Below are 14,743 nucleotides of genomic sequence, written 5' to 3' on the forward strand. Positions count from 1 at the left end.
TGTATTCTTTTTTTATTTTATGATTCTATCCAAAAAATTAATACTTCGTCAAAATATCTATATCTATTAGGTTACATAATCCTTCCTTTTGTGTTTATTACTAAAATATCTTTTGGAGTTATTGATTACAATCCTAAAATTATCATTGGACTATTTATACTCATTTGGACTAACGATACCTTTGCGTACATTGTTGGGAAATCCATTGGAAAAACAAAATTACTAGAAAAAATATCTCCTAAAAAAACAGTTGAAGGTTTTCTAGGTGGACTTCTCTTTGCGGTTCTTGCAGGATATTTTATATCAAAATATTACATCAAAGCCAAACCCGAGTTTAGTGAACGTTCCATACTAATTTGGACATCAATTGCAGTTATTGTGGGGGTTGCAGGAACTATTGGAGATTTAATTGAATCTAAATTCAAGCGAATTGCAAACGTAAAAGACAGCGGAAACATCATGCCGGGTCATGGAGGTATACTAGATCGACTAGATAGTGTTATATTTGTAGCACCATTAATATTTTTATTCTATCAAATTTTAAATTATGTTTCATAAAGAAGGAACCCAATCTATTTTACTAGGCACCATTTTTACTGCGGTTGTCCTTTTATTGTCTGACAATTTAATTGAGACCAACTGGCTCAAAATGGCTGTTCAAATACTAGCTCTTTTGCTGTTGATCATCATTTTACAATTTTTTAGAAACCCTAAAAGAACAGTAATTATTAATGACAACCAAATAATTGCGCCTGTTGATGGTAAAGTAGTAGTAATTGAAGAGGTATATGAAGGAGAATATTTTAAAGACAAAAGACTTCAAGTATCTATTTTCATGTCGCCAATAAATGTTCACGTTACTCGATATGCCTTGAGTGGAATTGTTAAGTTTAGTAAATACCATCCTGGTAAATTTCTTGTTGCTTGGCACCCTAAGGCAAGTGAAGAAAATGAAAGAACAACAATTGTTGTAGAAAACAGTACTTTTGGAGGTGTCCTATACCGTCAAATTGCTGGTGCACTGGCACGTAGAATTGTAAATTATGCTGTAGAAGGAACTCAAGTAACTCAAGGTACCGATGCTGGATTTATAAAATTTGGATCAAGAGTTGATATATTTTTACCTTTGGGAACTGCTATTAATGTGGAATTGAACCAAAAGGCTATTGGAGGAAAAACTATTATTGCAACCAAGGCATAATGACCAAAAAGGATTTAGATACTTTATTCCTAGAAGCTGTAGCTAAGGCAGCCGATATGACGCAAGCATCCTTACCGCAGGATGTACAATTGCGGTTGTACGCTTTTTACAAACAAGCTACTTATGGCACTGTTGATTTAAGACAAAATTCATCGTTCCACTTGAGAGATGCATTTAAAACAAACGCTTGGATGCAAATAAGTCATTTATCTCCTGATGAAGCCAAACAATATTATATTGAAATCATTGACTCACTAATAAAATCATAATTTACCCATGAAAAAAGCATTTTATGTGTTGCCATTAGTTTGTGCAACAGTTTTTATAGTATCCTGTAATGAAAAAAAATTAATAGAAGTTGTTGAAGTCCCCTTGCCTACTGCTACAGAGCAAAAAACAGTTATGGGATCGCCTGATAATGTAAAAGCTGACGAAGGTTCGTTTCAATTAGAAAAACTACCGTATGCGTATGATGCACTAGCTCCGAGCATATCAGCTACTACAATGGAGTTGCATTACTCTAAACATTATTTAAATTACACAAACAATCTAAACAGCGCCATAAAAGGCACTCCGCTAGAAAACTTAACCATAGAAGAAGTGCTTGCAAAACTAGATCCAAATGATGCTGCTATGCGTAACAATGCGGGAGGTTATTACAACCACAGTTTGTTTTGGAAATGTATGGGTTCAAAAGCTGGCGATGAGCCTAAAAATACTTTAGCTAGTGCCATGATAACTGATTTTGGATCCTACGGTAATTTTATGTCTCTTTTTAAAGATGAAGCTACAAAACATTTTGGTTCAGGTTGGGTTTGGCTTATTGTAGATAAAACGGGTAAATTACAAGTTACAACAACTACAAATCAAGACAATCCTTTGATGCGAAATGCTATTGTTCCAGGAACACCAATTCTTGCACTTGACTTATGGGAACATGCCTATTATATGGATTATCAATACCGAAGAAAAAACTACGTTGATAATTTTTTTAATATTATCAACTGGAATAAAATTGAAGAAAACTATACGGCTGTAGCCATAAAATAGTTCTCTTAAAAAGAAAAAAAAAGCTGCTAAAAATTTTAGCAGCTTTTTTTTATCCTTACAGTTGTAATATGAAAGATTCTAATGGATTAATCTTTATTTGCAAGGTTCCTTTTCCTTGAAAAACGTTTAGTTGTGAAGAATAAACTTGATACAATTGATCTTTTACAGTATATAGACCATCTATTAATTGCCACTTTTCAATAAGGTCTTTTGAAATTTTAAGTTCAAACGTACTTGTGGTCACTGATGAAAAATTAGTAACAACAATTAATTTTTGCTCTGTAGACCAACGGACAAAAGAAAAAATACTTTCGTCATAACCTTTTGTAAATTGACGGTTTTGAGTATGCAACTCCTGATAATCGCCCATCAATGCAGGACTATTCAATGAAAAGTTAAGAAGTCTTTTGTAAAAATCTCGCAACTCTTTTTCGTTTGCTGTTAATAACGCTCCATCAAATTTGCCCTTATTCATCCAGCGCTGGTGATTTGGCACACCAACATAATCAAAAATTGATGTTCTTGAATGTGTTCCAAATCCAGCATTCTCATTGCCAGCTTCTCCAACTTCTTGACCAAAATAAACCATAGTAGGAGCTGAACTTATGGTTGTTGAAACTACCATCAATGGTTTTCCTTTTTCAGCTGATCCAGCAAATTCTGGACTTGCTAAGCGTTGCTCATCATGATTGTCTAGAAAATGAAGCATGTGGTTTTCAATGTCTTTTAAACCATTCTGAATTTCTACCAACCGATCTGGTGTAGCTTGACCTTTTACGATGGCTTTCAAAGCGTCATAAGTCTCTACTTTGTCATACAAATAATCCATTTTACCTAGATGAATGTAATTTCTATACTCTTTTGGGTTGTAAACTTCGGCTAATAGAAAAGCTTTTGGATTTTTCATTTTAATGGCTGAATTCATATAACTCCAAAATTCATAAGGTACCATCTCGGCCATATCAAATCGGAAACCATCTACCCCTTTTGCTGTCCAATACAAAGCTATGTCTTTGAATTTAACCCACGAATTGGGTACATTTTTATTTTTCCAAAATTCAAAATGTTCCTGAACAGTTTTTTTGTCATATCGAGCTGGAAGTTCTGGAAAATCTTTGGACCCATCCGGACGAATACCATAATTTACTTTTACGGTCTCGTACCAATCATTCTTATCTGGTTTTGCCATTCGGGAGCCATTTCCAGTCCATCTTGCTGGATTTTCTTCAAATTTCCCATCAATTAACGGATGAACTTCTCCGTTTAAAGGTGCATTAGTATCAGGAACTTCAAATTTAGTATTTGGAATATAATAAAAGTTGTTATCTCTTTTATACTCAAAAGTAGTATCATCATCAGCACCAAAATCCAGAACCCCTTCTGGATTGTTTTTACCCTCGTACTTGCGCGCTAAGTGATTTGGTACAATATCAATAATCACTTTTAATCCCGCTTGATGCGTTCTATTAATAAGGGCTTCAAATTCTTGCAATCGGTTTTCAGGATTTACTGCCAAATCTGGGTTTACATTGTAATAATCTTTTACAGCATAAGGCGATCCTGCTCTACCTTTAACCACTTCTGGGTCATCATTAGAAATTCCGATCGCGGTATAATCCCGAATTAAAGCATGATGTGGCACTCCAGTGTACCAAATATGACTTACACCCAAATCCTTTATTTCTTGCAAGGCTATTGTTGTAAAATCGTTGAACTTCCCTACTCCATTTTCTTCAATAGTTCCCCAAGGTTTGTTGGTGGTATTTTTATTTCCAAATAATCGCGTAAAAACTTGATACACGACTTCTTTTTTACGTGCAACAGGTTCTTTTTGAGTTGTATTCATTTTCAAATCAGTTGTTTTGCAGGCTATTGCCAATAATCCCATGCCTACACCCGCAACAATAGTTCTTTTTTTCATCATAGTTATCATTAGTGCTGATATCAATAGGTCTTACACCAAATGGACATCAGATTTTAAATTTAATATTTTTTTATACTAGATGAAGTGAAAAACAATTAAAATTATACCATTCTAAGTGCTAGTGAACAAACTACAACGAAAGAGTAGTTTTATTTGTTGATAACTTTTAGCAGCTAAACCTATCCTTTAAAGTCCGTTTTGACTAATTATAAATAAATCCTAATATGGATTAGGATTGTTTCCTTTTTCATAAATTTGACAAAAATTAGATCCATTGAAAAAAACACTTTTTTTCCTTACTCAACTAGCCGTTTTATTGATTTCGCAGTTTGTTTTGGCGCAAGCCCCCAAAATATTAGTTATTGAAAATGCCGATTTTCAAGAAGTTAATGAACTCGAAGTTCCAGATGGGCTTTTATTAATGGGAAACGTTCGTATAAGTCACGACGGTATTGTACTTACTTGTAACAAAGCGTATTATTTTTCAAAAGAAAAGTACATCAAAGCTTTTGGAAATGTACAAATGGTACAAGGAGATACTTTGTTTTTGAATAGTAAATATGCCGAGTATAATGCAAATGTTAAAAAAGCATATGCTTCTGGTGACGCAGTTATGAGTTCGCCGGACGCAACCTTAGTAACAGATATCATCAATTTTGACCGAAATATTCAGGAAGCGTATTACGATACACCGGGAACTATTACCAATAAAGACAATACACTTAAGAGTAATTCAGGTAGGTATTATGTAAAGGAAAAGAAGTTTCGATTTTTGACAGCGGTTACGATTACCAATCCTACGTATGTGATCAAATCAAATCATTTGGATTATTTTAGTAATTCGGGACATTCGTATCTTTTAGGACCCTCAACAATTACCAGTAAAGCCAATTATATTTACACCGAAAAAGGATTTTATGACACCAAAAAGAACCTAGCACACTTTCTAAACAAATCCTATATCAAGTACGACGACAGAGTGATTAAAGGTGACAGTTTGTATTATGATCGAAACAGAGAATTTGCATCGGCGACTCGAAATGTAAAAATAACAGATTCTATAAACCGCGGTATTGTCAAAGGACATTATGCCGAAGTTTTTAAAAAACAAGATTCTATGTATGTTACGAAAAGAGCCGTAGCAGTAAATTTTGTCGAAAATGACTCGGTTTATATTCACGGAAAAAAACTAATGGTTACTGGAAAAGAAGGAAACAGAATCATAAGAGCCTTTAATAACGTCCGATTTTTCAAAAAGGATATGAGCGGAAAATGTGATTCGATACATTCTAGTACCAAAATGGGACTGACAAAAATGATAGGAAATCCAATACTTTGGAACGCAGAAAACCAAATTACGGGCGACGTTATGCATTTAATAGGAGATAAAACCACTCAAAAATTAGACTCTCTTAAAGTACTCGAAAATACTTTTATTCTCTCAAAAGACACCTTGGGAACAGGATACAATCAAGTCAAGGGACAAAATCTATATGGGAAATTTCTAGAAGGAAAATTACACGATGTTGATATTATCAAAAACGCAGAAGTCATTTACTACATGCGTAATGAAGCACAAGAATTGATAGGAATTAACAAAAATAAAAGCAGTAAAATAAATTTAGTACTGGCTGATAATGAGATCGAAACCATTACCTTTTTTCAAGAAGTTGATGGAGATATTTTCCCCGAAGACGAACTTCCCGAAAATGCTAGAAAACTACGAGGCCTAGTTTGGCGAGGCGATGAACGTATAAAATCAAAGGACGATATTTTTCCTCCCGAAGAAAATGAAGACAATGAAAAAATTGCTAAAGCCACTAAATCAGCTCAAGGCAAAGGGAATATTCCGATGAAAATTAGGAAAGAAACGCTGAATTACGATAAAAAGAAAGTAAAGAAGTAGTCTCAGTTTGCAGTCACAGTGAACAGTATCAGTTTTCAGTAAACAGTCACAGTAAAGAGCTGCCAATAACAAAAAAACATCCAATAAACGATTAAACAATAATTTGTGAACACAGATTTTTTAAAATACCAAGCACAAACTTCACCCTATCCGCTAGGCATGGAGGTGTCACACGCTATAGGGTCCTACATCTACGCAACAGATTCTAGAAAATACCTAGATTTTGTAGCAGGCGTATCAGCCTGTGCCTTAGGTCACCAGCATCCTAGAGTCAACCAAGCCATAAAAGATCAATTGGATAAATATTCACACGTAATGGTTTACGGCGAATATTCTCAAAGTCCAGCTGTAGAATATTGTAAATTATTAGCCTCATTATTGCCAGCACCTTTAGACAAAACCTATCTGGTTAATTCAGGTACTGAAGCCATAGAGGGAGCCTTAAAACTAGCCCGAAGAACCACCGGAAGAAGTCAATTGATTTCGTGTCACAACGCGTATCACGGCAATACCATGGGTTCTATGAGTGTCATGGGATTTGAAGAGCGCAAACAAGTCTTTCGACCGTTGATCCCTGATGTGGAGTTTATCACGTTTAATGACGAAGCTGATTTGCTTAAAATAACGCACAAAACAGCAGGAGTATTATTAGAAACCATTCAAGGTGGAGCGGGATTCATTCAGCCCCACAATGACTATCTCAAAAAAGTGAGAGAACGCTGTGATGAAGTAGGTGCCATGATGATTCTGGATGAAATTCAACCGGGTTTTGGTAGAACCGGAAAACTTTTTGGTTTCCAAAATTACGATGTGGTGCCTGATATTGTAGTCATGGGAAAAGGCATGGGTGGCGGAATGCCAGTTGGTGCTTTTACAGCTTCATCAGCACAAATGGATTTGTTGAGTGACAATCCAAAGTTAGGACACATAACTACCTTTGGAGGACATCCTGTCATAGCGGCAGCCTGCTTAGCTACTTTGCAAGAAATTACAGAGACTAATATCATGCAGGAAGCCCTTGAGAAAGAAAAATTATTTAGATCGCTTTTGGTACATCCTTTGATACAAGAAATAAGAGGTAAAGGATTGATGCTAGCCGCCATGACTAAAAGCCCAGATATAACAAACGAGGTTATTTTAAAATGTCAAGATAGAGGACTTATCTTATTCTGGCTCCTATTTGAAGCATGCGCCATCAGGATTACGCCTCCGTTAACCATTTCGGAAGAAGAAATACGAGAAGGTTGTAGCATTGTTCTAGAAGTGATGGATGAAATGATGAATAAAAATTAATCTTTAAATATACAATTAGGATCTACTCCTGTTTTCCGTTATTAACTAAAGATTTTTTTGTTAATTAAATTGTTCACAACAATTCTTAATTACCTTCACAGTACACCCACGATTACCTAATTTTAGTTAGGCTAAATTAAAAACACAAAGTATGCAATTAAGCAACGAAGAAGAAGATTATAACTTATCCTTATCAAAATTTGAGTCCATGTTGAAAACCAACAAGGTATTCTTTTTCGACTCCGAAGAATTTGAAGAAATTATCCTTCATTATCTGGATATGGGCAAAGCCACTTTGGCAAAAAAAGCCCTCAAATTAGCTTTGGAACAACATCCTAAAGCAACAGGGCTTAAACTCGTGCAAGTCGAGATGCTTGTGTATGATGATAAATTAGAACTCGCTGAAAAAATATTGAATGAGTTGTATGCTATTGAACCCAATAATGAAGAAATATACATTCAAAAAGCAAATATATACTCTAAAAGAGACCAACATGAAAAAGCTGTTGAACTCTTAAAAATTGCACTTAAATATACAGATGATCTTGCCGATGTGTATAATTTAATAGGCATGGAGTATTTGTTTATGGACAATTTTGAAATGGCAAAAACCAATTTTATCAATTGTCTTGAAGAAGATCTTGAAGATCAATCAGCGTTGTATAACGTGGTATATTGCTTTGAATTTTTGGATCAAAATCAAGATGCAATTCAATTTCTAAAAGAATACATTGATAAAAATCCGTATAGTGAAATTGCTTGGCACCAACTTGGGCGTTTGCATTACAGCGTAAAAGAATATGAAGAAGCTATACGTGCTTATGAATATGCAACGCTGATAGATGATGAATTTGTGGGCGCTTTTATGGAAAAAGCAAAAGCATACGAACGTCTTAAAAATTATGAAAAAGCCGTTGAAAGTTACAGCAGAACTATTGAGTTAGATGATGCAACTTCTTATGCGCTGTTGCGAATGGGAAAATGTCATGAAAAACTTGGCAATACCGCTCTAGCACTCAAATATTATAATCAAACTGTACATGAAGATCCTTTACTAGATAAAGGCTGGATTGCCATAACCGATTTTTATGTTCGTCAAAAAAACTATCAAAAAGCACTCTATTTTGTAAACAAAGCCCTTGCTATTGACAATCAAAACAAACTGTATTGGAAACGATTTGCAAGTATCAACAAAAAAATGGGATTTTTTGAAGAAGCAACCTTTGGCTATAAAAAAGCTGTTGAATATGGAGAAACAAGCCTTGATGTTTGGCTTTTTTGGGTAGATATTTTACAATTTCAAGGAGAGTTTATGGCAGCTGTTCAAACACTTTTGCAGGCTACCGAATATTATCCTGAAGAAAACGAAATTGAATACCGATTAGCTGGTTTATATTATTTACTAAACGATACAACGAAGGCAAAATTTCATTTGAGTAATGCCTTACGACTCAATGCCGCCAATTCAAAGTTATTAAAAAATTCTTTCCCATCTGTTTGGGAGAAAAAATCAGTGCAAAACCACATCAAAAAATATACGGGTACAAATGACGGAGAGTAATACAAGACGTTTTGGGTTAGTAGGACGTAACATCAGTTATTCTTTTTCTAAAAAATATTTTACTGAGAAATTTGCTGCTGCAGGTTTTGAAGGTTGTACTTATGAGAATTTTGACATTCAAGACATTCAAGATTTTATAACAATTCGGTTTGAAAACAAAGATATACAAGGACTTAATGTAACCATTCCTTACAAAGAAACGGTTATTCCTTATCTAGATTCCTTATCCAAAAAAGCTGCGCTTATAGGTGCCGTAAATACCATTCGAGCTACAAAAAAAGGCAAACTAAAAGGATACAATACAGATTATTTTGGCTTTAAAAAATCCCTGATACCCTTACTGCAACCTCATCACAAGAAAGCCTTAATTTTAGGCACAGGTGGAGCTTCTAAAGGCGTTGCTTTTGCTCTTGATGAGCTTGACATTCCTTATGTATTTGTATCTAGAGAAGCTACAGATACAAGTATAAGTTATGATCGAATTAATGCTACAACATTTGATAATTACCAAATCATAATTAATGCTACGCCAGTAGGCACAAGCCCAAATACTGACGCTTTCCCGCTACTTCCCTATTCGTTTTTTACAGAGAAGCACATTGCCTACGATTTGATTTACAACCCCGCAGAAACACAATTTTTGAAAAAAGCTGCCGCACAAGGCGCTCAAACAAAAAATGGTTTAGATATGCTTATTTTTCAAGCTGAAAAAGCGTGGAAAATATGGAATAAGTAAAAAATAATCCCGCTAAAAACTTTTTTTTAAAGTTAAGCTATTGAGAGTTTTACAACTAATTTTATACACTTCTGTTTTAAAAATTTTCTGTTATATTCTAGATCCCTAGCCCAGATGGAAGCGGCATCCTTTAGGGTCCTGATTTTTTTCAGGATCCTAAAGATATAGCGTACAGCTGGAGAAAGCTCTCAATTAAAAACATCATTTGATGTATGATTAATAAAATGGCTTGTATATTTTGTATTTTGGTAAGGCTTTACTACCTTTCGGACTCAATATTATTTAGAAACCTTATACATTTAAAAAAATGTTAGAAGAAAAGAATGACAACCTGGATCAACATCAAGAAGATGCAGATGGAAATGGTACCGAAACAATCTTGAATGCTACTACTGCAACTCAAGATGATTTAAGTGAAATAACGCAACCCGAAGCTGTACTAATTGAAGCTGATGCCACTACTGCAACAGATGCGATTGCTGCTAGTAATGCAGAGGAAAGCGAAGATGAAACGTTGAAAGAGCGCCATGAAATTCCTATGAAGGATTATGATGCACTTGCACTTGAGGAGCTTGTTGAGGAACTTAAAGGTTTTGTTTCTAGCGATAAAGCACTTGCTTTCAAGGATCATATTGAAGAAATAAAGAAAGCTTTTTTAGCTAAATACAACCACTTAGTTGAAGAAAAGAAAGAGGAATTCCTTGCTGAAAATCAAGATTCTACTGAAGAGTTTGAATACCACTCTCCATTAAAAAGTCAGTTTGATAAATTGTATTCACAATTTCGTGAGGTAAAGAATGCTCATTTTAAAAGTTTACAAACTAACCTAAAAAATAACCTAGAAAATAGGCTTGCTATTGTTGAGGAATTAAAAGAACTTATAAATCCGCAAGCTAATATCAAGGACACCTTAAAACATTTTAATGATTTAAGAGAGCGATGGAATAATGCAGGGGCTATTCCTAAGGATAAGTACAACCATGTGTGGAATAATTATCATTTTCATGTTGAAAATTTTTATGATTATTTACATCTTGATCGTGAAGCGAGAGACCTTGATTTTAAACACAACCTTGAATTAAAACAAAAAATTGTTGCCCGTGTTGAGGAACTGGTTCTTGAAAAAGATGTTAATAAAGCTTTTAGAGAATTACAAGATTTACACAAAATCTGGAAAGAAGATATAGGTCCTGTTTCAAGAGAACACCGAGATGCAATCTGGAATCAGTTTAGCGATTTGACTAAAAAAATGCACGATAAACGTGAAGTTTTATTTGAAAATCAGCGTGCAGTTGAGTTGGCTAATCTAGAAAATAAAAAAGCCATTATTGCTCAAATTGAAGTTCTGGCTACTGAAAAAGTGAATGCTCACTCGCAGTGGCTAGGCCAAATAGAAAAGGTTGAGGCATTGCGCACTGCTTTTTTCTCGGCTGGAAAAGTTCCTTCAGAAGTTAATGAGGAAACTTGGAGTGCTTTTAAAAATGCGGTACGTAATTTTAATTCTTTTAAAAATTCTTTCTATAAAGACATTAAAAAAGATCAAAACGACAATCTTGCTAAAAAAACTGCACTTGTAGCAAAAGCAAAAGCACTACAAGAAAGCACTGATTTTGCTGCCACTACACCTATAATGAAGCAAATTCAAGAGGAGTGGAAAGAAATAGGTCATGTTCCTAGAAAGTATTCGGACAAAATATGGAAAGAGTTTAGAGAAGCTTGCAACCACTATTTTGAACACCTTAAAGAACATAAAAAAGAAGAAAACAGTGAAGAAGTTGCTGCATTTGAAGGTAAAAAAACATATCTAGAATCGCTGAGAGAATTTCAACTTACAGGTGATCATAAAACCGATCTTGATGTTATAAAACTTCATATTGAAAACTGGAAAGGTTTTGGTAAAGTACCTTTTGCTAGAAGACATATTGAAGGGAAATTCAACAAAATTCTAGATGCTCTTTTTGAAAAATTAAGCTTGAGTAAAAAGGATACTGACATGATGCGTTTTGCTAACAGAATGGATCAATTATCTGAAAGTAATGATTCTAGAAAACTAGATAGTGAGAAAATTTTCATCATGCGTAAGATTGATGAAGTTCAAAATGAAATTTTTCAATTGGAAAACAACATTCAGTTTTTTGCCAATACTCGTAATGCAAAGAAAGAGAATTCAATTGTATTAGAAGTTCGTAAAAACATTGCCATTCACAAAGAAAGTCTTGATGTATGGAAAGAAAAACTAAAGCAATTAAAAAATATTAAAATAGAAGAATAGATTTTTACCCACAAGGTAGTAAACCCCAATCCAGCAGGATTGGGGTTTTTTATTTTTATGACAATTCTATATGATAATTATCATTTTTATCTTGATAGACTCGCCCTACTTTTGAGGTGCTAAAATGATCTATTATGAAAAATTCTTTGATTCAAAAATATAATGTACCCGGCCCTAGATACACTAGCTACCCTACCGTTCCTTACTGGGATGAAAGTGATTTTACTAGTGATTTATGGATTCAAACGTTACAACAATCATTTCGTAAAAGTGGTCCTCAAGAAGGTCTTAGTTTGTACATTCACTTGCCATTTTGCGAAAGCTTATGTACTTTTTGTGGGTGTAATAAACGAATTACAAAAAATCACGCCGTAGAACATCCATACATTATGGCCGTTTTAAAAGAATGGACTTTATATTGCAATTTATTGGGCGAAAAACCTACAATCAAAGAAATACATTTAGGCGGTGGTACACCTACTTTTTTTTCGACTCAAAATTTAGAGGACTTAATAAATGGTATTTTCATGCATGCCAATAAATCTGTAGATCACGAATTCAGTTTTGAAGGGCATCCTAACAATACAACCTATGCTCACTTACAAAAACTATATGAGCTAGGTTTTAGAAGAGTAAGTTTTGGGGTGCAAGATTATGCTGAAAAGGTTCAGAACGCTATTCACAGAGTACAACCGTTTCATAATGTAGCGAAAGTAACTTTCTGGGCAAGAGCTATTGGGTATACATCAATAGGTCATGATATTATTTATGGATTACCGTTTCAAGAAATTGACGATGTAATAGACACTATTGAAAAGACAAAATCCCTTAAACCAGACCGATTGGCATTTTACAGTTACGCGCACGTACCTTGGATAAAAGGAAATGGGCAGCGCGGTTTTAATGACGAAGATTTGCCACAAGATGATAAAAAGAGGCAATTGTATGAAACTGGTAAAGAATTATTATATGAGAATGGATATCATGAAATAGGGATGGATCATTTTGCTTTAGAAACCGATGCACTTTACATTGCTTTTCAAGAAAAAACTTTACACCGTAATTTTATGGGATATAGTGCTTCAAAAACTCCGTTAATGATAGGTCTTGGCGTATCCTCAATAAGTGACAGCTGGTATGGTTTTGCTCAAAATGCTAAAAATCTAGACGATTATTACCAATTGCTTGAATGGGATAGACTGCCAGTTTTTAGAGGTCATATCTTAACTCTTGAAGACCTCATCATTAGAAAACACATTTTAAATTTAATGTGCCAATTTGAAACTTCTTGGCATGATACTTCATTATATTTTGAAGAACTCCCAGAAGTACTGGAGCAGCTAGAAGAAATGGAAAAAGACGCTCTTATCGTGATACATGAAAATAGCCTTGCAATTACTGAAAAAGGCAAACCTTATATTCGAAATATAGGAATGGCATTTGACTTAAGATTGAAAAGAAAAGCGCCAGAAACGGCTCTTTTTTCGATGACAATTTGATACCCACTTTTACAAAAAAATAAAGCACGCTCAAGGCGTGCTTTATTGTTTATGAGAAAACATATTAATTAATGACAAGTGGCATTAGATTGAATAAACAAGCTCATTGTAGACGGCGATACGTATGGAATACCCAAACCTAAACCGCGCAAAATAAACAAGCATCCCATTGTTATCGCCACATAGGGAATTAATCTCTGAATTCGGTTTCGCATAGGCATTGTAATATATCCCTGTATTAAAACAATACTACTCATGAGCGGTACGGTACCTAACCCAAAAAGTGTCATGTATACAACACCCCAACTTGCATTTTGCATAGCAATAGCTCCAAATAAGGCAACGTAAACCATACCACAAGGTAAAAATCCGTTTAGTAAACCTATTGTAAACAATGACTTGTAACTTTTATTTTTGAACTGTGCTCCCAAAGTTGATTTAATACTAGCCACGAGTTTAAATATAGGCTTAGAAAAATTATATCTAGCAAATAACTTTTCAGGAATAAGTACCACTGCAATCATTGCAATTCCTATCCCTATAGAAAGTTGCTGCTGTATTCCAGCCATAAAAAAACCTTTGCCCACTAAACCAAATACAAATCCTATAGTGCCATAAGCTGAAATTCTACCCAAATGATACGTGATTATTTGTAAAACTCTTTTTGAGGAGTTATTCCTGTCTACAGGTAACATCATAGCAATAGGACCACACATCCCAATGCAATGAAAACTGCTTAATAAACCAAATATAATTGCTGTGTAAAACATGTTGTATTCTTATTGATCTAAGAAATAATGAAGAATATTTTGTTGAAATGATTTCTAGTACTTACCTCACGTAAACCGTTTCCTTTGACAAATATGATTTTCCGTTGTATTGCCATTCCATATTAATGTCCCAACGGCCGCCTGCTAAACTTTTTTTAGGAATGAGCAAAGTTGTAGCATTAGATAATGAAATAGGAATTTCAAAATCTAATTTTTTATTAGACGGCCTGTATAGAGACACTTTCCCTTTTATTTTATTGGTTTCAAAAGTCTTAGGAAATTCTACTTCTATTCCGTTTGCTTTGTTGTTTATAATTGGCCTTTGAGGCAAATCAGCAGCATTTTGTACGCGAGTCATCTCCTCAGCAAAATGAGCATCATGCTTGTAATACTCCTCTACTACCAATTCATTATCATATTTAGAATCAGACTGTACCTTAAATACAAAAAACAAAATGAATGTAATAAACAATCCAAAAGCAATTACTATTCCTGTTCCCCAATTTATTTTCATGTTCTTACTATTTGCTT

General features: G+C 34.3%; 13 protein-coding genes. 10 read left to right on the top strand and 3 right to left on the bottom strand.

Translation table 11 applies throughout. From position 1 onward, the window contains the following. The 4 genes from DNC80_RS13245 to DNC80_RS13260 all read left to right on the top strand — a co-directional run. Positions 1-558 (top strand): phosphatidate cytidylyltransferase (locus tag DNC80_RS13245; protein WP_182651619.1); only part of this gene is annotated, 558 nt, incomplete at its 5' end. Further along, positions 548-1,201, top strand: a complete 654-nt coding sequence (locus tag DNC80_RS13250) for a phosphatidylserine decarboxylase family protein (RefSeq protein ID WP_182651620.1) — start codon at positions 548-550, stop codon at positions 1,199-1,201. The genes DNC80_RS13245 and DNC80_RS13250, both read left to right, overlap by 11 nt. Continuing rightward, positions 1,201-1,470, top strand: a complete 270-nt coding sequence (locus DNC80_RS13255; protein WP_144892650.1) for an acyl-CoA-binding protein — start codon at positions 1,201-1,203, stop codon at positions 1,468-1,470. Before DNC80_RS13250 ends, DNC80_RS13255 begins: the two co-directional genes overlap by 1 nt. A gap of 7 nt (positions 1,471-1,477) precedes the next feature. Beyond that, positions 1,478-2,251, top strand: coding sequence for a superoxide dismutase (locus tag DNC80_RS13260; protein ID WP_182651621.1), 774 nt, complete (start codon positions 1,478-1,480; stop codon positions 2,249-2,251). Between the two features lie 55 nt (positions 2,252-2,306). Here the strand turns inward: DNC80_RS13260 and DNC80_RS13265 are convergent, their stop codons facing one another. Further along, the gene (locus DNC80_RS13265; RefSeq protein WP_182651622.1) at positions 2,307-4,175 is read right to left on the bottom strand and encodes an alpha-amylase family glycosyl hydrolase; all 1,869 of its coding nucleotides are present in this window, start codon (positions 4,173-4,175) and stop codon (positions 2,307-2,309) included. 274 nt (positions 4,176-4,449) lie between these two features. On the opposite strand from DNC80_RS13265, the gene DNC80_RS13270 reads away from it, so the two are divergent. The 6 genes from DNC80_RS13270 to hemN all read left to right on the top strand — a co-directional run bounded on the left by DNC80_RS13270 (position 4,450) and on the right by hemN (position 13,442). Next, positions 4,450-6,081, top strand: a complete 1,632-nt coding sequence (locus tag DNC80_RS13270; protein ID WP_182651623.1) for an OstA-like protein — start codon at positions 4,450-4,452, stop codon at positions 6,079-6,081. Positions 6,082-6,186: 105 nt separating this feature from the next. After that, the gene (locus DNC80_RS13275; RefSeq protein WP_182651624.1) at positions 6,187-7,374 is read left to right on the top strand and encodes an aspartate aminotransferase family protein; all 1,188 of its coding nucleotides are present in this window, start codon (positions 6,187-6,189) and stop codon (positions 7,372-7,374) included. A 151-nt stretch (positions 7,375-7,525) separates the two neighbouring features. Further along, positions 7,526-8,935, top strand: coding sequence for a lipopolysaccharide assembly protein LapB (locus tag DNC80_RS13280; RefSeq protein ID WP_182651625.1), 1,410 nt, complete (start codon positions 7,526-7,528; stop codon positions 8,933-8,935). After that, positions 8,922-9,671, top strand: a complete 750-nt coding sequence (locus DNC80_RS13285) for a shikimate dehydrogenase (RefSeq protein ID WP_182651626.1) — start codon at positions 8,922-8,924, stop codon at positions 9,669-9,671. The genes DNC80_RS13280 and DNC80_RS13285 overlap by 14 nt, the downstream gene beginning before the upstream one ends. A 307-nt stretch (positions 9,672-9,978) precedes the next feature. Beyond that, a complete protein-coding gene (locus DNC80_RS13290) occupies positions 9,979-11,943 on the top strand; it encodes a DUF349 domain-containing protein (RefSeq protein WP_182651627.1) in 1,965 nt (654 codons plus the stop codon). 134 nt (positions 11,944-12,077) lie between these two features. Then, positions 12,078-13,442 (top strand): oxygen-independent coproporphyrinogen III oxidase, encoded by a 1,365-nt coding sequence (gene hemN / locus DNC80_RS13295; protein ID WP_182651628.1) that lies wholly within the window; start codon positions 12,078-12,080, stop codon positions 13,440-13,442. Positions 13,443-13,510: 68 nt separating this feature from the next. On the opposite strand, the gene DNC80_RS13300 is transcribed toward hemN, so the two are convergent. Together DNC80_RS13300 and DNC80_RS13305 are read right to left on the bottom strand one after the other, a co-directional pair. Continuing rightward, positions 13,511-14,212 (bottom strand): sulfite exporter TauE/SafE family protein, encoded by a 702-nt coding sequence (locus DNC80_RS13300; RefSeq protein ID WP_182651629.1) that lies wholly within the window; start codon positions 14,210-14,212, stop codon positions 13,511-13,513. 61 nt (positions 14,213-14,273) lie between these two features. Then, positions 14,274-14,726, bottom strand: coding sequence for a FixH family protein (locus DNC80_RS13305; RefSeq protein ID WP_182651630.1), 453 nt, complete (start codon positions 14,724-14,726; stop codon positions 14,274-14,276). Positions 14,727-14,743 lie beyond the last annotated feature (17 nt).

Origin of the sequence: Flavobacterium sp. SOK18b (genome assembly GCF_014156605.1) — a bacterium.
GTDB classification, from domain to species: domain Bacteria; phylum Bacteroidota; class Bacteroidia; order Flavobacteriales; family Flavobacteriaceae; genus Flavobacterium; species Flavobacterium tiangeerense.